The organism is Pseudoalteromonas tunicata, assembly GCF_002310815.1.
In the GTDB taxonomy this organism is placed as follows: Bacteria; Pseudomonadota; Gammaproteobacteria; order Enterobacterales; family Alteromonadaceae; genus Pseudoalteromonas; species Pseudoalteromonas tunicata.
The window spans coordinates 1,587,481-1,612,616 of sequence record NZ_CP011032.1 but is presented as its reverse complement, the minus strand read 5'-3'; the positions used below and the strand labels follow the sequence as shown (position 1 = coordinate 1,612,616).

General features: G+C 39.3%; 17 protein-coding genes. 4 read left to right on the top strand and 13 right to left on the bottom strand.

Annotated features, from left to right (window positions below):
* Window positions 1–72: 72 nt before the first annotated feature.
* From nagB to nagK, 4 genes are all read right to left on the bottom strand, one after another.
* A complete protein-coding gene (gene nagB, locus PTUN_RS07475) occupies window positions 73–867 on the bottom strand; it encodes a glucosamine-6-phosphate deaminase (protein ID WP_009839613.1) in 795 nt (264 codons plus the stop codon).
* A 216-nt stretch (window positions 868–1,083) separates the two neighbouring features.
* A complete protein-coding gene (nagX, locus tag PTUN_RS07470; protein WP_009839612.1) occupies window positions 1,084–2,220 on the bottom strand; it encodes a transmembrane glucosamine N-acetyltransferase NagX in 1,137 nt (378 codons plus the stop codon).
* Window positions 2,221–2,303: 83 nt separating this feature from the next.
* Window positions 2,304–3,428, bottom strand: coding sequence for an N-acetylglucosamine-6-phosphate deacetylase (nagA, locus tag PTUN_RS07465; RefSeq protein WP_009839611.1), 1,125 nt, complete (start codon window positions 3,426–3,428; stop codon window positions 2,304–2,306).
* 17 nt (window positions 3,429–3,445) lie between these two features.
* A complete protein-coding gene (gene nagK, locus PTUN_RS07460) occupies window positions 3,446–4,339 on the bottom strand; it encodes an N-acetylglucosamine kinase (RefSeq protein ID WP_009839610.1) in 894 nt (297 codons plus the stop codon).
* A gap of 426 nt (window positions 4,340–4,765) precedes the next feature.
* On the opposite strand from nagK, the gene PTUN_RS07455 reads away from it, so the two are divergent.
* Window positions 4,766–5,197: a CBS domain-containing protein gene (locus PTUN_RS07455; protein WP_009839609.1), complete on the top strand. Its 432-nt coding sequence runs from the start codon at window positions 4,766–4,768 to the stop codon at window positions 5,195–5,197.
* Between the two features lie 18 nt (window positions 5,198–5,215).
* On the opposite strand, the gene PTUN_RS07450 is transcribed toward PTUN_RS07455, so the two are convergent.
* The 3 genes from PTUN_RS07450 to PTUN_RS07440 form a co-directional block, all read right to left on the bottom strand.
* Window positions 5,216–5,689 carry a LabA-like NYN domain-containing protein gene (locus PTUN_RS07450; protein ID WP_009839608.1) on the bottom strand — a complete coding sequence of 158 codons (474 nt, stop codon included), beginning with the start codon at window positions 5,687–5,689 and terminating at the stop codon, window positions 5,216–5,218.
* A 122-nt stretch (window positions 5,690–5,811) separates the two neighbouring features.
* Window positions 5,812–7,890 (bottom strand): TonB-dependent receptor plug domain-containing protein, encoded by a 2,079-nt coding sequence (locus PTUN_RS07445; protein ID WP_009839607.1) that lies wholly within the window; start codon window positions 7,888–7,890, stop codon window positions 5,812–5,814.
* A 102-nt stretch (window positions 7,891–7,992) separates the two neighbouring features.
* Window positions 7,993–9,384: a hypothetical protein gene (locus tag PTUN_RS07440; RefSeq protein ID WP_009839606.1), complete on the bottom strand. Its 1,392-nt coding sequence runs from the start codon at window positions 9,382–9,384 to the stop codon at window positions 7,993–7,995.
* Window positions 9,385–9,529: 145 nt separating this feature from the next.
* Between PTUN_RS07440 and PTUN_RS07435 the strand changes: the two genes are divergently transcribed.
* A complete protein-coding gene (locus PTUN_RS07435) occupies window positions 9,530–9,805 on the top strand; it encodes a hypothetical protein (protein ID WP_009839605.1) in 276 nt (91 codons plus the stop codon).
* A 12-nt stretch (window positions 9,806–9,817) separates the two neighbouring features.
* Here PTUN_RS07435 and PTUN_RS07430 read toward each other — a convergent pair whose 3' ends face one another.
* Window positions 9,818–10,822 (bottom strand): succinylglutamate desuccinylase/aspartoacylase family protein, encoded by a 1,005-nt coding sequence (locus PTUN_RS07430; protein ID WP_009839604.1) that lies wholly within the window; start codon window positions 10,820–10,822, stop codon window positions 9,818–9,820.
* A 227-nt stretch (window positions 10,823–11,049) separates the two neighbouring features.
* Window positions 11,050–11,889, bottom strand: a complete 840-nt coding sequence (locus tag PTUN_RS07425) for an isopenicillin N synthase family dioxygenase (RefSeq protein WP_009839603.1) — start codon at window positions 11,887–11,889, stop codon at window positions 11,050–11,052.
* A gap of 428 nt (window positions 11,890–12,317) precedes the next feature.
* Here PTUN_RS07425 and sbcB point away from each other — a divergent pair, with 428 nt between their 5' ends.
* A complete protein-coding gene (sbcB, locus tag PTUN_RS07420) occupies window positions 12,318–13,769 on the top strand; it encodes an exodeoxyribonuclease I (RefSeq protein WP_009839602.1) in 1,452 nt (483 codons plus the stop codon).
* 106 nt (window positions 13,770–13,875) lie between these two features.
* Here sbcB and PTUN_RS07415 read toward each other — a convergent pair whose 3' ends face one another.
* Together PTUN_RS07415 and PTUN_RS07410 are read right to left on the bottom strand one after the other, a co-directional pair.
* Window positions 13,876–17,019 (bottom strand): amidohydrolase family protein, encoded by a 3,144-nt coding sequence (locus tag PTUN_RS07415; RefSeq protein ID WP_415906959.1) that lies wholly within the window; start codon window positions 17,017–17,019, stop codon window positions 13,876–13,878.
* Window positions 17,020–17,163: 144 nt separating this feature from the next.
* Entirely contained in the window at window positions 17,164–17,988 is an 825-nt protein-coding gene (locus tag PTUN_RS07410) for a M90 family metallopeptidase (protein WP_040644121.1), read from the bottom strand.
* A gap of 380 nt (window positions 17,989–18,368) precedes the next feature.
* Between PTUN_RS07410 and PTUN_RS07405 the strand changes: the two genes are divergently transcribed.
* Window positions 18,369–20,693, top strand: a complete 2,325-nt coding sequence (locus PTUN_RS07405; protein WP_009839598.1) for a DEAD/DEAH box helicase — start codon at window positions 18,369–18,371, stop codon at window positions 20,691–20,693.
* Between the two features lie 49 nt (window positions 20,694–20,742).
* On the opposite strand, the gene PTUN_RS07400 is transcribed toward PTUN_RS07405, so the two are convergent.
* Window positions 20,743–24,168, bottom strand: coding sequence for a hypothetical protein (locus PTUN_RS07400; protein WP_009839597.1), 3,426 nt, complete (start codon window positions 24,166–24,168; stop codon window positions 20,743–20,745).
* Window positions 24,169–24,283: 115 nt separating this feature from the next.
* Window positions 24,284–24,946 carry a CatA-like O-acetyltransferase gene (locus tag PTUN_RS07395; RefSeq protein ID WP_009839596.1) on the bottom strand — a complete coding sequence of 221 codons (663 nt, stop codon included), beginning with the start codon at window positions 24,944–24,946 and terminating at the stop codon, window positions 24,284–24,286.
* Between the last annotated feature and the right edge of the window lie 190 nt (window positions 24,947–25,136).

The window sequence follows — 25,136 nt, the reverse complement described above, 5'->3', positions numbered from 1 at the left end:
AAATCAAGGTAAACTTCGCTACAGATTTTGTAGCGTTATAGCTGTAAAAAAAGACCTTACGGTCTTTTTTAGTTAAAGTGTGGCTAAATGCGCCAATAACTTTTGGTTTTCAGCTTCGATGTGTTTATAAAATTCAACATCGGCTAATTTACTTGCTGCAGCATCATCAATCACAATAACCGCATTACGATGCATTTGTAATGCCGATGCAGGACACGCCGCAGTTAACGGGCCTTCAACCATAGCTTGGATTGCATCGGCTTTATTTGCGCCAGTTGCCAATAAGACCACCTTACGCGAATCTAAAATAGTACCTATGCCCATAGTGATCGATAAATGCGGTTGATATTCATCAGCAGCAAAAAAGCGGGCATTATCTTCAATCGTCGCTTTTGTTAAGGTTTTTACTCGGGTACGAGACGTTAAACCTGACGATGGCTCATTAAAACCAATGTGTCCATTGCGACCAATACCAAGCAACTGCACATCAATACCACCAGCAGCTTCGATTTTTGCTTCATATTCTTTACATGCTGTAAGCGGATTTTTAGCGTCGCCCGGCGGTACATGGGTATTACTTTTATCAATATCCACATGATTGAATAACTGTTCATTCATGAAATACCGATAACTTTGCGGATGCTCACCCGTTAATCCTAGGTATTCATCTAAGTTAAAACTGGTCACTGCAGCAAAACTAACCTCTTTTGCTGCATTACGAGCGATGAGGTCTTGGTAAAGTGCTACAGGTGTTGAGCCTGTTGCTAACCCTATGACTGAGTCTGCTTTTTTATTGATTTGGTCTACAAAGATTTGTGCACCGTAGTGTGCAACCTCTGCGGCGTCTTTTAAAATGACTATTTGCATTTGACTTGGCTCAAGTTAGGAGTTGAAGAAAAAATGGGATCTATGATTAACCCGTCCGTGCAGTTAGATTAACCATAGATCAAAACCAAATCGGGATACGACTACGTTTGGTTTAAACCATTATGACAACGCTGTCATTATTGCGTTAATGATCTTTTTTGTAAAGACCATTAACCCGATTTTTTACATATTTGTGTTTAATTCAGACAAATACACTTAAACACTAATTAATATTTTGCGTTTATATAACCAATGTAACACTAAAAGCTGGACGGCCAGTAAAGCAAATACCGCCAACAAGGGCTGCCAAGCTTCAGAACCCGCATTAACTAAACCACCAAAAACACTTTGGGCAACATATTCCCACTGTACTAAGCTCGATGCTAAATAAATAACTATCGAATTTGCACCAATAATTATAAATGGATAAAAGTACTTTTGAGTATTGAGTAAATCAACAACCGCATAAAAACTAGCTAAGAAAATCAAGCTCCAACCAACTGTCACCAAAACAAACGAGCTGGTCCATAAATCTTTATTGACCGGGAAAACCATATTCCAAGCCCAGCCTAAAGCAAGGCTTGTTAATCCTGCGCCAAATAAATAACTGACGGTTTTCCATTCACCGAATTGATTAGCTTTTGCTATCAGTCGCCCCGCAAAAACCCCCATCAATGCATTTACTACAGCAGGCACATTCGACAGTAAACCTTCAGGATCGGTTGCTCTGTTTTGATAAGTAATTCCAGGCAATAAATGTTGGTCAACCCACGCATTCCAAGTGCCAGCCATGGTTAAATCACCTGCTTGGCCGCCTGGTACGGGCACAAAACAAAGTAATAACCAATATCCGATCAGTAACGACACTGCGGTAATTATTTGTGTTCTCAGACTTGTATGCCATACCAACATAACACAAACAAACCAAGCTATTGCGATACGACCTAGCACACTGGCGTAGCGAATTTCTTCAAGATTAAACGGGATACCTGTGCCCCAGCCATGATTATACAACACACCAAAACCAGCTAATAAAAATAACCTTTTCAACGCTTTTGCATAATAAACGCGCCGCTCTTGAAAAGGTAAATGATCAATTCGTTTGGGCGATAAGCCCATTGCAACACCGGCTAAAAAAATAAACAGCGGAAAAATTAGATCGTAAAATGTAAATCCATGCCAATTACTATGCAAGGTTTGCCCATGAGCCACTTGCCAGCCTGTCCAACCGGTTAGGATAAATAACGCAGCAAAAATTTTCTCACCGCCCAAAATCCAAAACATGTCCATGCCACGCAATGCATCAAGTGATGCTAACCGTCTTTTTTGCGGTTTTGTCTCTGTGTTTGTCATTTTTGCTCTCTTTTTCAATAACCAGAATCAATAAAAAAAGCCCCACTTATTGCTAAGCGGGGTTTTTTATTCCAGGAATTTTATTAAACAAGCTGTCCAGCTATAAAGGTCTGTAATGCATATTGATTGATATCAAGTAGTACAAAATCTGCATCGTAATCAACAGCAATACGCCCTTTAGCATGTGAAAGCCCTAAATATTGCGCAGGATACAACGAAGCCATTCGTAAACTTTCTGCAAGGGAAACATCAAGTGTATTGACCGTATTACGCACTGCACTTGCCATATCTAATACCGAACCTGCTAATTCGCCGGTTGATGAATTAAGGCGATCACCAGTACGAATTACTTTACGACCATCAAAAAAGTCAAATTCGGTTAAATCAGTTCCAACGGGTGGCATCGCATCCGTTACTAATAACATTTTACCTTGCGCTTTAGTTCGAATCGCTAGTTTTGCTGCATTTGGGTGAACATGATGACCATCAACAATAAGGCCACACCAACTATTGTTATCCCAAAGTGCAGCACCTACCACACCAGGTTCACGCGATGTAAACGCCGACATGGCATTAAATAAGTGCGTGAAACCATCAGCACCGGCCTGCAGCGCAGCTTGAGTCGTTTCAAAATCTGCATTGGTATGGCCAAGACACACCTTGACGCCATAACCCACTAACCGTTTAATATCTTCAACCGATACATTTTCAGGCGCTAATGTAATCATTTTTATGCCTAAATCTTGGCGGGCATACACTGCAAATTCGGCTTCTGAAATTGGACGAATATATTGTTCACTATGAGTGCCTTTTTTTGGCAACGACAAATGCGGCCCTTCGAAATGAATCCCTAATACTCCTGGCACTTTTTCTTTTAATGCCTGTGCAGTTGCGTCTGCTGCGGCTTGCATCACTTCAATTTTATCTGTGATAAGTGTCGGCATTAAGCCTGTACTGCCAAAACGACCATGTGCTTTTACCATTTGATTTAAGCAAGCTGGGGTTTGATCAGCATTAAAAAAAGCTCCCCCACCGCCATTGACCTGAACATCAATAAAACCTGGCACGAGTAAACCCATAAGATGTTGACCTTCACCTTCAAATCCCGCCTGAATCGACGTTATAACACCATCAGTCACGGTAATTGTTGATTGAGAAAGAAATGCATCACCAGTGAAAACGCTATCAACATGAAATACTTGAGTCATACAAAGTGCCTTTTAATTTAAACTGCAAATGAACTTTGGGCATAATATACAGCACCCATCTCTGGTGGCTGTTTAGGTGTTTTCACTAATGCTGCAATTTCTGGGCGTAACCACTTTTGCAAAGGCTCAGCCAAACCACCAATCATAGATAAACGTGGTGGATTATTTTCCATCAGTTTTGCTGCTAAGTCGCTAATGTAACCCGCGCCATCTTTAACGATTGCAACAGCCACTTCATCACCTTGGTTGGCACACTCAATAACCAAACGAGCTAATGTGGCATAAACACTTGAAGGCTTACCCGCCATTTTTTCTGCAATTGCCATACTATCTTTTGCCTGTAATTGTGCCATTACCGCATTAGTAATACTGGTTTGTGGTCCAAGGCCATCAAGCGCTAATAAAGATACCTTTACTGCTTCAAGCCCCATCCAAGCACCGCTACCTTTATCACCTTGAGCGAAACCATGGCCGCCATAGATGGTACTTTTTCCATTTACATACGCGAAACCACATGACCCAGTACCAGTGATAATAACTGCACCATCTCCTCCTTCATGGGCGCCAATACAGGCTGTATGAAGGTCGGTTGTTAAAAACATTTTTTTGAATGGATGATGCCATTCTATAATTTGACTATATAGGCTGGGTAAATTGACACCTGCAAGACCAAGACCTGCGACCATGTCATTTACCGAAGATAGACTTAATCCTGCATTTTCAATTGCAAGCTGAGTCGAAACCATGATGGATTCTAAAGTACGGTCTAAACCATGAAGTGGGTTAGCAGGCCCACCAAGACCCGTGCCAAGCACGCCTTTTGCTGGACTAAAAATTGTTGCGCGACATTTAGTCCCACCACCATCAATTCCTATGTATAACTGGTCCGCATTTGCACTTATTGCAACCATCAAATGACCTCAATCTCTTCTTTTTATCATTAGCTTCGGTATTAAATCCAACCGAATCTAATATTCCTCGACCCATTGTTGATTTAATGTTACACAAATAATGACAGCGTTGTCATTAAGTTTTTACTAATATTTAAAATTCACTCTTCTTGAGCAAGAAAATTCTACAAAAATATTTTATGTTTGAACTGATATAGATTTGTTATCTACCACATCAGGTTACTTAGTCAAATCTCATACCTTGTTACTGTATTTCAGCTTGGCAATGAAAACAAGCCAACGATTATTACATAATTAGTCTGATATACTTGTAAAAATAAGTGACTCTCTGATTTTGCGCAAAATTTAAAAACCGCTAGACTTAACCAACAGCATAACATCTTAAAAATTAAAAACACTTCTCATAAAACAACTTTGGTACTTAGTATGGAATCCATAAAAGTCATTGATTATTTAAATAAGCGTCCAGTTACGTTTAAAGCCACTATGAGTGTAGCTGAAGCTTCAGAACGTTTATTACTTTCACACCAGTCAGGCGGCCCTGTTTTAAACGATAACAAACAAGTGATTGGATTTCTTTCTGAACAAGACTGCATTAAACGTATGTTACATGATACCTATTTAAGCGAAGCCTTTTTTACCGTACAAGAAATTATGACTAGCTCCCCATTGACCGTGACCGCAGAGCACTCGATTTTTGAACTTGCTCAACAAATGACCGAAAACAAACCTAAAATTTATCCGGTCGTTGATAGCGATAATCACTTAATTGGTACGATTGGACGCACAGAAGTACTCAAAGCCATTGATATACATCTTCATGCTATTTATGAAAAAGGCCATGCTCGCTTTGTATAGCGAGCTGTCTTATAAAATCTAAAGCAAAAATTCAGGCGTAATTGCAGTAAAGTGTTTTGCACTTCTAATTAATGAATCAGAAGTCAACGTCGGTACGCCATACACCTCAACAGGTTTATCGTATTTATTCTGAATACGGTCAACTAACATTGCAAAATCACCATCACCAGAGACTAAAATAAGCTTATCGACACTTTGCGCATAATCCATCATGTCGATAGTAATCCCCACGTCCCAATCCCCTTTTGCAGAGCCGTCACTGCGCTGAATATAAGGTTTGAGTTTTATTTCAAAACCAATCGCGCGTAAGATATTTTGAAATTGCTTTTGTTTTTCATCACTGCGACCTATCGCATAGGCAAATGCGTAAGAAACGTCATAACCTTCGGTCGCTTCGCGCCAAAACTGATTGTAATTAAAGTTGGCTTGATATGCTTGGCGGCAGGTGTAATAAACATTTTGTACATCAACAAAGATAGCAAGTGTTGGCATTTCATTCCTTTAATAAGGGTTTTGACTACAAAATGTTATTTTATACGCGAAAGGTTCTGATAATTCACTAAAAAACAGGATAAATACTTTCAGTATATTTATCCTGTTTTTTGTCATACTGGCTAAAAAGAGACACTAAAACCTATTGATGGCCGCATCGAAAAGTCATCTGTCTGCTCTTTAATAATCAAGTCATTAACACTATTAATCTCTTGATAATCTAAATCGATATGACTGACATTGTCTTGACCATACACATTCATAAGTTCCAAAATCAACTGAGCATCTAAATCATAGAATTTCAATTCACGTTCAAAACGAATGTCTAAGCGATGATAATTAGCAAAGCGCTCTGAAAAAGGTTCGCCATAAACAGGTAAAAATCGCCCCTCGTAATCTGGATTTTCTCGCACACCGACAATAGGTGTATAGGCTTGACCACTTCGGGCTGTGAAATTAAATCCACCATTCCAAAGTTCATTAATTTGATAATTAAAAACAATATTAACTACAAGTGGTGTATCAGCGTAATAATCACGCGTTATATTCTGACGCAAATCAGTGCGTTCACTTTTGGCATAACTGATTGCAACCCAACCATACCATTTGTCAGTTTTGTTTTTATTTACCAATAAATCAACACCATAAGCACGCCCTTCGACTTCATTGCTATAAAACTGCTCTGAACCTTGTAATGCTAGTGGCAAGTTTTCCATTGATTTGTAATAACCTTCAATAGACCAACTCCACTCATCGGCCAAGTGTTGTGAAAATCCTAACGTCGCGTGATTTGATAACTGAGAATCAAGTTCTGGATTTCCAATTACAGGGGCTATCACTTCTAAATCCTGCATCCGATTATACTGACCAAATTTAGCGGTAATGGTACTGTCAGAGTTGACATAATAACTCAGCGCAATCCGAGGCATTAAAAAAGCTTCATCGGTGTATTTATTGCCTTGCCATTGCACGCCGATTTCGGACTGCCAATCGGCATGAAACTGCCAGATATGGCTTAAGGCAACAAAATAACTATCCGTATCAAAAACAGAACGATCAGCGATACGCTCCCCTTGGTTTAAATCGCAATCAGGATCAAGTTCCGTACAGATATAATGAAACATATCGTAAGAAAAATCAGACTCACTATCAAAATAAGCGGTATCGAAAACCAGTGAATTTGTCTTGTTGATAAGGTAATTGACTCTAGCCTTATAACTAATTTGCTTATCTTTCGCTTGCTGATAAAAGCCTTCGCTTAAGGTTGCCACCTGACCGTATTCTAAACGTTCTGTTTCATTTAAAATCCCAATACCTACTTTTGCACTGAGCTTATTACTGGCATGATCCCAAATTAGACTTTGGCTATTAAATTTTCTATCAAATACTGCATCACCTTGATAATCTGGATTTTTTAAAGCAAATTCAGATCGTTGGCTAAAATTAGCACCTGCCTTATCTTGGGCACCGGTGAAAGAAAAAATGATACTATTTTCGCTATTTACATCCCAAATAAACTTTCCTTGATAGTCGTTATCATCAGGGGCTTCGTTTACTGTAACTCCTGTTAATTCGCCATCTTCATCTTCAAGTTCATCTCCCTCGTCAAAAAATAAAGGTAAAGTACTTTTTCGTGCTGAAAAATAAAAAGCTGTATTTTCTGTAATTTGCCCTTCAACAAAAAGCCCTGCATTAAACATCGAGAAATCAAGTGTTGTTTTAATTTTTTGGTACTTAGGAGTACGTAAATTAACATCAAACACTGCACCCGTTGCATTGCTATAACTAGTGCCATAACCAGCCGAATAGAGTTTAAAATCTTGAATTAAATTACGATTAAAGATAGACATGCCAAAGTCATGGAAAATATAGCCTGCAGGCATAAAATCCACTTCAAAAATATTATCTTGTGGTGATGACCCCCTAACTGCAGGGGCACTCATTGAACCACCAGCGGCAACAACGCCAGGCAATGCAAAGGCTGCTTGCAGAGGATCTCCCATAGCACCAGGCATCGAGACCAGCTTTTGAGCATCTTCGGTGATTTCTGACATAATTGAACTTCGACGATGGCGGACCTCAATATGCTCAACAGGAGTATTGTTTTTTATCTCTTCAGCTGATACCTGATTGGCTTGAACCGCATGGCTTTGTAATGCTAGATACAACAAACTAAGTGGAAAGCAGACTGTGGGGCGCATTTATTTAGTCCTTTAAATTTATTTAAACGTAAATTAAAAAAGACTATATCGAGTTTATTTGTCTTAAACTGTCAGAAAATGTTCCAAATTGTAGCATTATGTTTAGCCTGCAGAAGCTATACCATCAACATCGCTATCAACCATCGCTTCAATGTTAACTATTTCAGAACGATTTAATGTAATTTTAAAACGCTGAGAAACGCTGACCTTTTTTTTATCTGTTTGAATGACAACAAGATTTACTTGATAGCGGCGCTCTACGGCTTGCTTAGATATTTTCTTATTTTCAGCGCTATATAACTTCCCTTCGCCTTTTTTTAAATACCTAACGAGTGGCGTCAAATTGAACGAAATTTCCTGCTGAATTTCATCATAACCTGAGTAAAATTCTTTAGTAACCACTTTGCTATCACAGCGAAAATGCAGTAACTGTGAGTCTTGTTTGTTTTGCTGACGCCTTTTTTGCAGTGAAGCATCTGCAAGCGGCGGTAAATCTTTAGCTCGGATATATTCAAGCCAAATTGTTTGCTCAACCATCCGAGTTTGCGAAGCGCTGTTACTATATAAATTCTCCCATTTAGGCCGGCCTTTTTGGATCCACCGCCAAATAAGCTGGGTTAAATCATCTTTAAATATTTCACGTAAACCATAAATGACGCCTAACAAAGCAACGAGCATAAAAGTCACTTCTGCAAAATTTGAGCGTGCGTTTAAAACTAGCGTCATAACAAAAGCCATCATAACGGCGGTGACCACCCCTTTAACTAAACGGCGTAAGTTATTGTTTAGATTTGAAGTTTCTTTTTGAAATACCACACCATATTCAATTAAACGTTGCAAGAGACGCATTTTATTTGTTATGCGATTAGGATCTGCAAGCGTAACCGTGGTGTTATACAAGTTCGTATCGCGATACTGTTGTTCTTGAGCGCAAAATTCAAACAACTTATCCCTTATCGCAGCATGTTCATAGCTTTTAGGCCCATCAGCAAGCAAATTCAAAAAAGATTGTTCCACATGCCAACTTAAATAGTTGTCGGCAGTTTCAAAAAATGGGCTCAGTTTTTTATCTGGAGGTGTATATCGGCGCAGCTTTTTGAGAAGCGATTCAGTTTGTTCACAAATCTCAAGCGCTGTTTGATAAAAAGGAGCGGGTTCTTTTATTTTGAGCGCTTGTTTGATATCAATATCTAATGCAATTTTGATTTGATAACAAAACAAATTTAAATTGAGACGGTAATCAGCTTGCTCACCTTTTTGCTGACTGATAAAACGGCTGCGTACTAAGGGTAAATGTAATTGATCTGAATAATAAGCGCATTGCGTTTTAATGCTACTGTGAAAGTAATCTTCTTCTTCAAGCGTACTTGGATTGATCCCCATATCAACAGGGAGAGAAAAATACAGGTCGGTCCTTAAAAAATCGCGAGGTAACAACTGATGTTGTAATTTCAGTGATAAATTTTCATCCTGAATCAAACTAATTTGGCTCACAGACTCAACAAGCTCCTTTAAAAATACGTTTAAAAATAATGCTTAATTTCAACAATAGCTTTGTTGCAAAGCCTAACGCTGAGTTTCTTGGGGAAATACCGACAATGTAGTATAATAAAATGCCTTTGCATAGCTGATTGGCATAATGAACAAAAAACTCGACAAATTACTCAAAACTCACCAAAAACTGGTCCATTCAGAAAACCAAAAAGTCGTTTCGCATGTTCAACGTGAAAAAGACGATTGGTTTGTTAATACCTTGATGGTCGAATCCTGTGACGTGCCTTTTAAGTTTCAGCGCAAAAAGAAATATAAATCGTTAGTCGATGCTCGTGTCAACTTAACTTACTACCCAGAAACCGAAACCGTGGCTAGTTTTGATGTTGAGATCATGAAAGTGGTACGCATAAAAATTGCGTAACCACTCAATCGATTAGTCTTCAAAAATTTCATGCATAATTTCAACGTGTTCAGCCACTTCACTCGCTAATGTAAACATCGCCACATGCATAAGTGCATCCCCTTCTTGCACCAGTGGGATATTCAGACGACCGATGACGATCCCTTCATGTTTTGCATAAATGGTTTCGACTCGATGGCCATTTGGATCATATATTTTAGCGATTTCTTCACCTTGCTTAACACGTTCACCTAAGTTTTTCAGTAAACGCACAATCCCGCTTTCGGTTGCTCTGATCCAAGAGCTACTGCGTGCCTCAAAGGGCTCTAATTTTTGTTTACGTTTCACTTTGCGGATCATGCCAAGGTGACGCATCACATCAAGAACGCCTCTTAAACCAGCGCGAATACACAACTCATCAAAACGCAGTGCCTCGCCCGCTTCATACAGCAATATTTTTACCCCAGAATCATCTGCGGCTTGGCGCAACGAACCATCACGTAAATTAGAATTCAGCAAAACAGGAACACCAAAAGCTTCTGCCAGTGCCTTAGTTTGTGGATCATCTAAATTAGCGCGAATCTGGGGTAAATTGCTTCGATGAATGGCACCAGTATGAAGATCAATACCGTAATCACATTTTTGTACAATTTCAGTTAAAAATAAATTAGCTAAACGCCCCGCTAAAGAGCCTTTTTGAGAACCTGGAAAACAGCGATTTAAATCACGACGATCGGGTAAATAACGGCTTTGATTTAATACCCCAAATACATTGACCATAGGCACTAAAATCAACGTACCTTTAATTGCGTTAAGTGTTTCTTGCAGTTGCAGCCGGCGAATAATTTCAATACCGTTAAGTTCATCACCATGAATAGCAGCGCTGATAAATAACGTTGGTCCTGCTCGTTTACCCCGAATAACGTGAACAGGAATTGACATATCTGTGCCGGTATAGAGTTTAGCGACAGGGATATTAATTAGCGCTCGAGTACCACGCGAAACAGCCGTTCCAGACAATACAAAATCACTCGGCACGATTATTTTCTCCTAAATACGCTGTAATTCAACACTTGAGCAAAGCATTAAATATAATAAATTGAAACAGATAGTTACAGTATATTCATCTGTAATGCAATTAAACAACTTGAAATTACAAATAATTAATTAGGAAAGGATTTAATGGCCAGTACGAGCTTAACTCAATAAAGATAATAATAACAAAACAGCCAGTGCCATAGCAACACTGGCTTCATAACCAACGTTTACTTAACGCCTAACTCGCGCAAACGCTCATCTAAATAACTTTGCGCAGTGTAACGCTCTGATAGCACCACATCAGGTCGAGGATGTAAGAATAAAGGCAATGAAATACGTGATTTATCACTGGCTTTACCCGTTGGGTTAATTACCCGGTGGATCGTTGATGGAAAATAACCACCCGATGCTTCTTGTAACATATCGCCGATATTAATAATTAAATTACCAAAATCACACGGTACATCTAACCAACCGCCTTCTTTGGTTTGGACTTGAAGCCCAGGCTCATTAGCTGCGGGTAAAACCGTCAGTAAATTAATATCACCATGCGCTGCAGCGCGAATAGCACCTGGCTCTTCGTCACCTTTCATTGGCGGGTAATGTAAAATACGCAGTAAAGTTTTTTCGCTTTGCGCAATCATATCTTTTAAATCAATTGAAAAATGCTGACTTACTTCCGCTGGCGCGTATTGTTGCACCCAACTTAGTAATTGCGCTGCAAACTCACTGGCTAAACGGTAATATTCCCGAATTTCAGCTTCTAATTGTGCAGGGACACGTCCATTAGGGTAAACATGAAAATATTCTTTAATGTCTTTAACTTGATGCCCTTTTGCTACTTCTGATACTGAAGGTGGAAAATAGCCGTCTTGGGTTTCTTTATTAAATAAAAACGAGTTTTTTTCATCTGAATTAAAAAATTGCTGCCAGTTATTATAAATCGATTCAACAAGCTCTTTTGGGATAGGATGATTTTTTAAAACACCAAAACCTGTATTTCTTAACGATTCAACAAATTGAGCAGCAGCATTATCTGCTTGATAGTCAACGGTAGGAAGTTGCATGAGAGTTAACCTTTGAAAATAAAGTCATAGTTTAAAAAGGCTCTTTAAAAATAACAAGTACAGCCCTGTACGTTTATTGACCTCAACTTTAGATTTTTTAATTAAGTTATTGTTAAATATTGAATTAGCCAAAAAATTTCATTCTAGTGTAATTACTCTAGCTTGATTTAGATCATGTTCTTATTCGTATCGATATTGATGTATTACTTTAAATAGTTTTAAACATCACCATGACAATTGATTGATTTTGTCAGTGAATGAGTGAAAACAGCATAATAATCCATGCTTAAACGCAACAATTTGCCTTTTATAATCAGAAGTTAAAACACAATTTTCAGCTTGCCTAGGCAAGTACCGTCAAAACAGAGTACAATTTAACTCTCAGCTTTTGGCAGCAAACAAAGTAAAAACAAGGTGTTATTTTTCCCATGACTTATTGTGAATCTCACGACTCCCAAGCAACAATCTACTGGCACGATTTCGAGACTTTTGGGGCGAATCCACAAAAAGACCGGCCAAGTCAATTTGCGGGCGTGCGTACAGACTTTGATTTAAATATTATTGGCGAGCCATTGATTATTTATTGCCAACCTGCGCCTGATTATTTACCTCATCCACAAGCATGTTTAATTACTGGGATCACACCACAACATGCACTAAAACATGGCATGATTGAGGCCGAGTTTATTGCTAAAATTCATCAAGAATTTGCCAAACCTAATACCTGTGTTGCAGGCTATAACAGCATTCGTTTTGATGATGAAGTCAGCCGTTATGCTTTTTATCGAAACTTTTATGATCCCTACGCGCGCGAGTGGCAAAATGGTAACAGCCGCTGGGATATTATTGATTTAGTTCGTGCCTGTTATGCGTTGCGCCCAGAAGGCATTCAGTGGCCATTAAAAGAAGATGGCACACCCAGCTTTCGTTTAGAAGACTTAACCAAAGCCAATGGCATTGAGCATGCTGCAGCTCATGATGCGTTATCTGATGTCACCGCGACCATTGCACTGGCAAAACTGATTAAAGACAAACAGCCCAAACTGTATGATTTTTTCTTTAAATTACGCTTCAAAAAAGCCGTAGCGGAATTATTTGATATTTATAATATGGTGCCGCTGGTTCATACCTCGTCCAAAATTCCAGCAAGCCAAGGCTGCACTACGTGGATTGCCCCAATGGCGTTTCATCCTGTGAATAAAAATGCGGTGATCTGTTTTAATTTAACACACGATCCTCGCCCTTTACTCGCTCTTTCTGCCGATGAAATCCGCGCACGTCTTTATACTAAACGCGCTGAGCTGGCCGAAAACGAACAGCCCATTGGTTTAAAGCTCGTGCATTTAAATAAATGCCCTATTGTAGCGCCAGCGAAAACCTTACTGCCTGAAAATGCAGCTAAAATAGGCATAGATCGTGAGCAATGTTTAGCTAATTTAGCCATTTTAAAAGCACATCCTGAGCTGCGAGAAAAAGTCGCCGAGGTGTTTCAAAGCGAAAACGAGTTTGCGGGCAGCGAGAACTGTGACTATCAGCTTTATGCGGGTTTTACCTCCAACGCCGATAAACATAAGTTCGATATTATTCGTGCCGCAGAGCCTGACCAATTAGCAACGCTTGGGCTCGATTTTGAAGATAAAAAGTTCGATACTTTATTATTTCGTTATCGCGCTCGTAATTGGCCACACACTTTAACTACAGCAGAGCTTGAAAAGTGGCGTAAATACTGCCAGAACAAACTGATGTATGGCGAGGATAGCCCCGCCATTGACGCGCAAGAATTTATGATGACGCTCGAAAACCTGGTTCACGAGAATGAAGGCAACGAGCGTAATATGACAATTTTAAAAGCGCTGTACCATTACGCTCAAAATTTATAATGCACTCAAGGTCCTAGTCATTCGCCATTAAGGCTTATGATAAAAAACCAATAAAAAAGGATTTCAATTGAAATCCTTATTTATTTTAACGCGTTAATAAACTGATTTATTGTTCAAAGTAGAGTTTTTCGCGTGTTTTACCATCGACCGCTTGCATCGTTGCGGCATCAAATAATTGGCCGTTGATCATGGTGTAGGTCACTTTATCAGTCACGCGGATATCCTCAAGTGGATTACCGTCAATGACAATTAAATCAGCAAGCTTACCTGCTTCAATTGACCCTATGTGCTTATCAAGCCCTAAATAATGTGCAGGGTCGATAGTCGCAGCGCGCAATGCTTCAAGTGGCGTCATGCCGCCTTGGGCAAACATCCAAATCTCCCAATGAGCAGCTAAACCTTCACGCTGACCATGTGCGCCTAAGTTAACTTTAACGCCCACATTTTGTAACTCTGCCGCAACTTTTGCAGCATTAAAGTGGTTGTAGTGATGATCAGGAGCTTTAGTTCGGCGCATTGAACGTGGAAACAACTGATTTTTTGGTACAAATTTTGACAACCGCGGGTGCTTCCACACATCCGTTTTATCATACCAATAGTTTTCGCCCCAAATACCGCCATACGCCACACCGAGTGTTGGGGTGTAACCCACTTCGGTTTGTGACCATAACTGTTTGATATCATCATAAATATGTTCTGGAGGAATTGAATGCTCAATACCGGTATGGCCATCCACCACCATAGTTAAGTTATGTTGCAGTAATGAGCCCCCTTCTGGCACCACCATCATGCCAAGCTCACGGCCTGCTTCAATAATTTGTTGCCGTTGATTACGACGTGGTTGATTGTACGATTTAACGCTAAACGCACCCACTTTTTGTAAACGTTCAAGATGAAACTTAGCATCATCTAACGAGTCAACATGCGAGGTGTAACCTGGGCCATTGGCGCCATATAAAATAGTACCGGTTGAGAAAATACGTGGACCAACAATTTTACCGGCTTTTTGCATTTCGCTGGCAGCAAAAATTTCGCTGGTATCATTTGATGGATCATGAATCGTGGTGACACCAAGGGCTAAGCCTGCAAGGTTCTTCCAGTTTTGCTCAGGAATTATTTCATTGCTGCCTTGTGCACCATGGGCATGAGCATCAACAATGCCTGGCATAATGGTTTTACCCGTAACATCAACAACCTTAGCATTGCTCGGAATGCTAACAGCACCGACTGCGCCAACCGCTTTAATGTGTTTACCATCAGTTAATACCACACCATTTTCAATCACGTTATCGCCATTCATGGTAATGATTCGAGCGCCGGTTAACGCCACTAAACCATTTGGCTCTGCCATAGTTTGTTTAAAACTAATGTTCGCGCCATCGGCCACTTTAAAATCATTTTTTGCCGATTTAATATCAAAAATACCATTTAAATCTGCATGATAAAGCTCAGGTCCAAGGGTCCAATACAGTTTATCGGCATCAGTATTCCAGCTAATGTTTTCACCCGCGCGCACCGATAATTGCTCAAGTGGGAATTGGGTATCTTTTGGCCCAATGTTAATGGTTTTACCACTGGCTACAAATGGTGTGATAAATACTTTAAAACGCTCTGCAAAGGCTAAATAACGGCTGTCTGGTGAAATTCGAAACTCGGTCGCCAATTCTGACTCATAGAGTTTTTGTGCTTTTTTAGTATTTAAGTCAATCATCGACAAGCTTGGTTTTTCGCCAATGCCTAGCACATAAATTTTGTCGTTATCTTTACCAAACTGTGGTTGCTCACCTTGTTTAAAAATAAGCTCAGCATCACCGCCAGTGCTTGGCACTTTATAAATACCCGGATTTAACGAAAAATCGGGGTCTAAAATTGCACCGCCACGGACTTTACGAAAAACCACGGTTTTACCATCTGGGCTAAACACTGGCTCTACAAACTTACCTTTTTCTTTAAGTAACGTTTTACCTTTGCCGCTGCGGGTTGATACCACATGCAGTTGGCTTTGTTCATCATCTTGCCAGCTTACAAACGCCACTTGTTTGCCATCACGAGAGAAGGTTGGGAAAAATTGAAATCCTGCACTGCTTTTTGTCAATGGTTTGATTTTTCCAGAATCAAGGTCGCGTAAATAGATTTTGCCCATCGCTTCAAAGATGGCCGTTTCACCGTCAGGTGAGATTTGCACATTACGCAGCATTTTTACATCAAACTCTGGGGTATCGATGTTTTGCGCAAAACGCAGCGCTTTTTGCATTTTTTTGCTGGTTTCGACTTTAAAGGCAATTTCAGACGCTTGTTTTGTTTTCACATCAACTTGGTGAATTTTACCACCCGCCCAAAATACCAGCCCTTTGTTATCAGGTGTCCATGCCATAGTTGGATATACGCCGTGAATAGCCCACGTTTCTTGCATATCACGCTCCATCGCACCATATACTTTTGTATGTTGGCCTGTGGCTAAATCATATAAATAAAGGCTTGATTGAAAATCATCACGTTTGATGTAAGCAAGTGTTTTACCATCGGGTGACGGTGTTGGGCGAATGGCACCACCCATACCCGAAATAATGGTTTCAATCTCACCTGTTTGGCGGTCATAACGTTTAATTTTGTAAATTCCGTCGACCGAATCTTTTGAATAATGGAAGGTTTTACCAGGCGTCGCATCATGAGAAAAATACACATAACGACCATCAGGCGAAAATGCTGGCTCACCTAAATCTTTTTGATCGTTTTCGCGTTTTGTTAGCTGCACACCATTGCCGCCAGCTTTGTGATAAAGCCACACTTCACCCGCCCCTAACGAACGGCTAGCAGTAAAATGTTTACGAGCAATAATGAAATCACCATCTGGGCTCCATGCAGGGCTATTGAGCAAACGAAAGGTTTCTTTGGTTACTGCTTTGGCGTTTTGGCCGTCAACATCCATCACCCAAATATTATCACCGCCATCGGCATCTGAGGTAAATGCAATTGATTTACCATCTGGACTAAAACGTGGTTGCATTTGCCATGCAATGTCTGAAGTTAGCTGTGTCGCTTTGCCGCCAGAAAACGGCATAGTGTAAATATCACCCAATAAATCAAAGACAATGGTTTTGCCATCTGGGCTAACATCGATGTTCATCCACGTGCCTTGCTCAACCGCAATTTTGGCATCAAAAAACTCACCTTGCGGCTCATCGACTTTCCAACTTGGTTTTTCTTCTTTTTTTGGTTCGTCAGCAAAACTAGCTGGGCTAAATGTCATTGCCACTGCAAATGCAACGCTCGAATAAATAAATTTTTTCATTTGTTGTCCGAATGGTTGTTATTAATAGTTGTTGTCTTTTGATTTGAACAAACATCGGGCAAATTTTCTAGCGTTATCTGACCAATCCCCAAAAAGGGCTGATTAATACCAGCATGAGGGATCAAAACCATAATAGTTACAAAGAAGATGATACAGCTCTGAGTCAAACTGGCGCAGATCAGCTGGTTTTTCAATAAAGGTTTCAGTGACAACAGCAAAAAACTCCGCTTCATTGGTCGCCCCATAACTGTGAATAACATGCGGCATTTGATAAGCCATGCTTGCTTTTAAATGATTAAAAGCACGGCTAAAAACCCGTGACCAATTTTTATAGGCTGTCGCATCGGGCAAATGCGGGGTGCCAGTGGTGGCACCCGTTTCTTGGTCGAGCTGATGGGCAAATTCATGAAATACTAAATTATGGCCATCTCCCGGTAAGCGATTTCCTTCTAAGACATCATGCCAAGATAAAACCACCGTGCCACCGGGCCACGACTCTCCTTGGCGGATCACTTGATGAAAACTGACTAACCCTGCGCTATCTCGAGCTTCTTGCCCTGCATAATACGCACTTGGGTAAAGTAAAATTTGTTTTACATTACGATAAATTGGCCACGGTTTTTCAATCACCAATAAACACGCATCGGCAGCAATCACCCATTTCATGGCTTCACTCACCAGCAATCCATCGCGTCCTAAAAAACTAATGTTATCTAAAAACCACAGAATATGACGATCTAATTTATGCCGCTGAATACTTGAAAGCCGCCTATAAACAGGCATTACTTTGCTGATTAAATGTTGCTGCTGCGTTGTTAGTTGTTTGTCTTGGTATTTTTTTTGCCAGTAATAGCGTCGAATATCATCAAAACGCCAATAACCTAAAACAAATACCACCAAAAAAATCATCAGAACGATGTTAACCATAAAGGTGCTCAAAAATTGTTATACCCTAGCAATGGGTTCGATAATTGTACTTTTCAAGTCCTGATACCCAAGCCACCTCAAGATACAGCATTCAGCGCTTCACAGGGGCTTAATATCAAGGTTGCAACAATGGTAATCCCTTTTAAGAAGTAACAACGATGAGAGTGAGCCACAGTGAAACGCCCAACGGATTGGTTTTAAAGCGATTTATACTACGTTACTGATTTTAGCAATAGCACCACAATTACTTGCAATCAATGCCTGCCTAAATCGCTTTAAATTTCAACTGAAACTCGCATCTTGAGGTGGTTTGGGTATATACATTACCTCGCACTTTATTTTGGTGTACCATAACCGCGATTTTCACAGTAAATAGCGCCATGACATTACCCATCGACAGCATTAAAGACACATTTTTACATTCCCTTGGCAAACAACCTTTAATTGTCAGTGCCCAAACCGGCTCGGGGAAATCAACGCGTTTACCCCTTTGGGCCGCGCAATCGGGTAAAGTGCTGGTAATTGAACCCCGCCGTATTGCCTGTACAGCGCTTGCGCAATATTTAGCAGAACAAAGCAACAGCCCGTTGGGGGACAAAATTGGTTACGCTATTCGGTTTGAAAGCCACTTTAGTGCCGATACTCGCATTGTGTTTGCAACGCCAGGCGTGGTGCTACGCTGGTTTTTTGAAAATAAACTGACAGATTATCAAACGGTTATTTTAGATGAATTTCACGAGCGCCGTTGGGATACCGACTTATTGCTGGCGCTGTTAAAAAAGCATAATTGCCATCAGTTAGTCGTAACATCAGCAACCTTGCATGCAGAGCAACTCGCTTCGTATTTATCAGGAAAGATTTTAACTGCAAAGGGCCGAAGTTTTCCTATCGAGATGCGCTATCACGCCGCCGATATGCGCCAAATGCCTTGCAAAGAGAAACTAGCAGAACGGGTACTTCAAGCCTGTAATATTGCCCTTAGCGAAGCCCGAGCAGATATTTTAGTTTTCTTAGCCGGTAAAGCCGATATTGATTTTGTTGCCTCAAAATTGATGCATCTGCCTGTTTTGCTGGTGCCGCTTCATGGAGGCTCTGACGCTCAGTCGCAAACTATTGCGCTACAAAGCCAATCAAAACGGCGCATTATTTTAGCTACCAACATTGCCGAAACATCCCTCACTTTAGAAGGCGTTGATTGCGTAATTGATAGTGGCCTTGAAAAACGCACTCATTTGCGAGCCGGGCGCACTGTTTTAGATTTAGACACCATTTCAATGGATTCAAGCATGCAACGCGCCGGACGTGCGGGGCGCACCTCACCGGGGCTGTGCATTCGTTTGTACGGTGAATTTGCCCCTCTAATTGCCCATACACCTGCAGAATCTCAGCGTTGTTCACTCAACGAAATGGTACTGAGCGCCGCCTGTGCCGGCGGGGGCATTGAACAGCTTGATTTTTTAGAGCCGCTGCCCGCGTCATCATTACTATTAGCCAAACAACAATTACTCGCCATTAATGCTATCGATCAACAAGGTCATGCAACCGAGCATGGTAAACGTTTGTATCCACTCCCTATTAATAGCGATCTGGCGCATTTAATTACCCATATGCCAACCAATGCCCTGCGCCAAGCAATGGCTGATGCCGCAGCCTTATTAGCCGTGCCCAAACAAGTCTATCAACTCAGTCAGCAACTTGAACATACCCAAGCGCTGAACGAGCAGCTCCCCCATCATTGTGATTTAGAGCTGGCGATTGCTTTAATTAGAGGCAACGTAACAGATTGGGTTAAAGTCGATGACGATGCATTACAAGAGGCACGGCAATTTGCAGTGCAAATTCGCCAAGCGTTTGATTTACCGCCGCTTGAAAAACCAGCCAGCTACCAACGTTCAGCATTAATTGAAGCCATTGCAACCCATTTACCGCGCGCTCTTTTTATTCATAATGCGCGAAAAAATAGCTTATCAAATGGTGAACTTGAGGTAATAGCTGCCAAACACTCGCGCTTTAACAATCAAAGTGCCGCTTTGGTACTCGATACCTTTTCCCTTGCTGGAAAAGGAGTCAAACAAGCTAAAACACTTGCGCTGTGTATGGCGCCTATCTGTAATAAACGCATTGTTGCTCTGGGCTTATGCACCACCAAGATTGAAGGTGCTGAACTTGATAATAACGAGATAAAAGTCATCATCGCTCATACGTTTGCCGGTAAAGTCCTTGCAACTCAAAGCCAGCTTGCCACACCGGCACAATTACCAGAGGCTGCATGCCAGTTGATAGCACAAGAGCTTATTTTGCCCGGCCTTTGGCAAAAAATAACCCATCAACTGCTATGGGCAGGGCTTTATCAGCAGCTCAATAATTGTATCACGACCCTTCCAACTACTCATGAGTTTATTGCCCAAGCCTTAACCGATTTAGCCATTGAAGGCGCTGACGATTTTGAATTATTAAGCGCAGATGATTTTGCCGTGCACATCATTCCCGAATGGGAATATGCGGATTTCACCGAAAAATACCCCTTGTATTTGCAGCTGCCCGATTTGCATGTAACGGTTGAATATCAGTTAGTGAAAAAATTAGTGGTGGTACATTATTTAAAAGGACTGCGAAAAGAAGCCCCAAAACGCTGGGAATTACCCAGCTGGTCGGGGCTTAAAATTCGCTATAAAAAAGCCAGCAAAGAGGTGGAAATTCGCTAATACTGTTTAAAACTCTACCCCACAATAAGTGTCGCAGAGTTTTAAACGTTTATGGCACCAATATCAGCCCTGTAGAATTCAAAATAACAGTACTGATATGCATATCCTCATTTTTTCTAAATTTTATCGCTCCATGGGAGTCATCTCTGAAAGGAAATTGAAATATCAATTCACCTGATAATTTATCAACCAATTGAAATACATGCTCTAAGTAGTTATACCTTAAACTACTGCGATTTAATTCATCACTAAATATAAGGTCATCCACAGGGTTAGAGAAATTCATATAATCTGGGTTATATGCTTTATCAGATTTTTTCAAACTTTGAACAGCCCAGTTTTTTGTGTCAAAAACAGTATAGTTTTTATAGCCATTAAAATAGAAAATCAGCTCCATTTGCTCATCATCATCAAATTGAGTCATAGTTACTTCACTAAAACTATTTTGATACTCAGGATTACCCCACTTTGTATCACCACCGCTATAAACAGGATAAAAAACACCATTTTTAAAGTGAAATATTTCATAGCTATGTATATAAACGACAAAGAATTCGTTTTTAGATGTACCTGCTGGAAAAATTTTTACTGGATGTCTCTTTTTTAATTCATTAATTACTTTTCCATCTGAATCAGCAACTACCTTAATCGAGTTGTCATTCTGTAACAATGTCATATCATCAATAAATAGCACGTCCTTTACAGACTCATCTATTACCCAAAGCAATGCCCCTTTATTATCAACTTTCTTAAACGTTTGTTTAGAGTCTTCATATAAATAATAATATTTTTCACCATCAACCACCTGACTGGCGATGACATCTTCATAAGCTGAATTAGATAAATCGGTAGTCAGAGTTGAGCCTATATAGTTATATATTTGCTCATCTGATAAGTCATACATAAAATTACGATAAATAGACACTGAATTATCGTCAGCTAATTCTACTAACTTTGCACTTTTGAAGTAGTCTTTACTTCCATATGATTTTTCTTTATATGGAAATGTCAGCTTGTTATCATTTATGGTAAATGCTAAAAAACGGCTGTCTTTACATAATATTTCATCATTTCCATCATTATTAAAATCTGCAGAACCGATAATATGAGAAAATTGAAAGTTATTAATAAAATCAGTTTCTAAAAATGTCGATTCAACCTCACCATTATCAAAAATTTCAATCAAGGTCGGTCTACTTCTGTACCCTCCAAAATCATCTCTATCGTCTGTAGATAATAATAGTTGATTCGTATTACTCCCTGATTTTTTTATATTAAAGACTTTATAAAAATTAATCTTCTGTTCACTGAGCAAGATTTTAATCATACTACTATTTTTATAGTGACCAATCAGTAATTCTGAGTCAGCGTTTTGAAGTAATAAGGCACATTTATTACCTGCCGTCTTAATTACAGTTAATATTTCATCATCTGACTTATATAATACATCCCCCCCAGTAATCCGGCGAATTGCTTTATTCGTTATCACCTCATCGAGCCCATCGTTAGTTACATCACAAAATGACACTACATTTTCAGATGAGTAATGATCTATTTGATATTTAATACTGAAGTTAAGCGTTTCAAAAACAGTTATTTCACCTGCATTACCATAACTAATTAAATCAACGTTTTCATCACTATCAACGTCCTTAAAAATAACATTTTTCCAATGATCTAATTTCGTTGTGACAACTTTTTTTATACTATAATCTGCATCATCCAATATATGTAATTCATATCTTTTAAATTTTTCACTTTGATAATTATATTTATCGGGAACTAGAAAATGTTCCATCACACCATCATTATTTAGATCATAGCTTGCTTTATAATCTAAGTTGAATGGCATAATTGGAATCCTTAAGCCTGATTTCAGCTTATTCTCTTGGGATAAAAAAATCTCTCTTACAACGCCAGCTTGGTTTTCCAGAAGAAAGCGTTCACCCAACCGTTCTTTTGACTTGGCAGGAGTAAATCCATCAGAACTAGTACCAACATATATTTTTTTATCATGAACATCATTCACAATAACTTGGCTTTTAATTAAAGTCATTTTGTCTTTATTTAAAGCTTCGATAGCAAAATGAATCTCAGAATCAAACCCAAAGCTTGGGATATGTGCATTCCACGTTACAACACCGCTTTCATTTACGGTCATCCCAGGAGGCCCATAGGCAATTCTGTAAGTAATAGGCTGATCAGGCATCTCATTGTTATGAGTTACTTTACTGCTAAAAAACCCATCTAAAGGCACAATCTCTTTGTCATTAAAAACCGTCACATTTGGAGCAAGCTGCAAAGCCTGAATTGTTTGGCTGCTTTTATGAGATGCCCCTGATAAGTCTGTAACGGTTAAGCCAACCTTATAATATCCTGGTAAGTCGGTTAATAGACGGGAGATTTGACCTTCAATAATAGTTGCATTGGATTCAATCGGTGCCTGAAGTATTTCCCATTTGTAAATTAAAGGCTCCATATCAAGATCATACGAACCCAATGAAGAGAATTCAAACTCAGCACCACGATCTGCAACTTCGCTTACTACATCGATCATTGCAACTGGCGTTTCATTTATACCATCTGAAAACTCAACGGGAATTGCATTTAAATCAAATTTAAAAGGTATATATTCCCCTCCAAATTTAAATATAATAGTTTTACCGTATTTAACCTCGACTGAAAAAGTATTTTTTGAAGAAAAAACGATAACTAGATCATGTTCCTCAGCATTATCAACTTGCTCAGTCTTCAATAATATTAAACCAACATCTGAGATATATACATCCCCAATATAATTTAACTCTGTTCTATTTTTATTAGCTTTAAATTCTGTAATAAATTTATCGAAATATAATTGCTTAGCACCTTCTTTTAATAGTATTTGATGCTCTGCGTAGAACTTACCTGAACTAGATCTTCTAACTTTAGAATTCCCTGATAGAGTTATTTCACTCTCATCTGTTAAATCTAAAATTACCAAATTAATATTCCAGTCGAGCTCATCTAAATGAGAATCATCAATTGCATTAACCAAATAAACATCTATTTGCCCATTTAATGCTTCAGCTCCCAGTGCGCATTTATCATACAACAATCTAATATGTTTATTTTTTGTTATTTCAGTCGAGGAAAATGTACCAGAATCACACACTATTTCTTGTATTTGATTAGTCGTTTCGAATGGCAAAATATGGTAATACTGCGCATCATCAGAAAAAACTAATGTCGTTAATAAGTCTAATCCTGATGCAATATCTAATACTATTTCCGATGCTTGAGCTGGATTGATCTCAACCGTACCTTTTAGTCCGGTATAATTAGGTTGGGTGAGTGTATAACCACTTGTTGGAGATATTTGACTAGCACCGCCTTGAGAACTTTTACCACCTCCTCCACAAGAAATAATGAAAAGACTGATTAAACAATAAAAAATTAACGTTACTTTACTTTTGATCTCTGTTATCCATCTCATATATCTGCTCCTAACTGCTAAAATAGGAACGTATTCTATAGAAATAGATAACAGAGTCAAAATTTTAAAAACTTAATCAAGCTAATAATTAATGAGCATAATCACCATACTTTATTTACAAATACTTAGACGCATTATCAAAATAGTGCTTCAAACGAGCGACATATTGGGCAACATGAATACCGTCCATTAGCGCATGATGTACTTCAATTGAAAGTGGCATAATGCCAGTGCGTTTGTTGTATTTACCAAAAACTAGTTTTGGAATACCTGAGTATTCAGAATGATTACTCGCATGAGAAAAACTGGTAAAGCTTAACCAAGGCAATACTGAAATATGCAAACAATTGCAGGCAAGGCCGGTTGAATAAAACTGCTCAGAAAAAAATGGTTGTGATTTGGCAAGCTCAAATGCCTGCTTAGATGATGTACAAAAACGATTAAAATCCGTGGCATGCTCTAAATAACTAAAGCGAAATGTTTCGTCTTCTTTAAGCTGCACTACGTTGGCATTGATTTTATCAAAGAGCCACACGTCCCCTTCTATTAAACGTAAGCAAAATGGTTCGATGTCGTTGGCGGCCAACATGGCCAAATACAGATAACTATTAAAGAAAGAAACATTGTTTAAGCGGGAATAATTGAAAAGGCTTTCGGCTTCGAGTTCAACACAGATATTAAAATAGGGATCAGTAAAGTTTTTATAAAATTGAAAATGTTGCTGTCGCGGCCATTGTTCCAATTCTATTTTTATCGCACCATCACTCGGGGTTTTCATAGCTCAAATTTTTACACTAATTAAGGTAGTTTAAGTTTATGCTGCTTTTATAAAATGGCAAATGAAGAAACTGTGAAGATTTCAAACTTGACCAAATCACCGCAGTTTAGATACTTTTCTATGCGTTAAGCGCGGTATCTTACCCAATCACTTTTCCTGAAAAATGCATTGCTTTATAGTCAATCTTTGG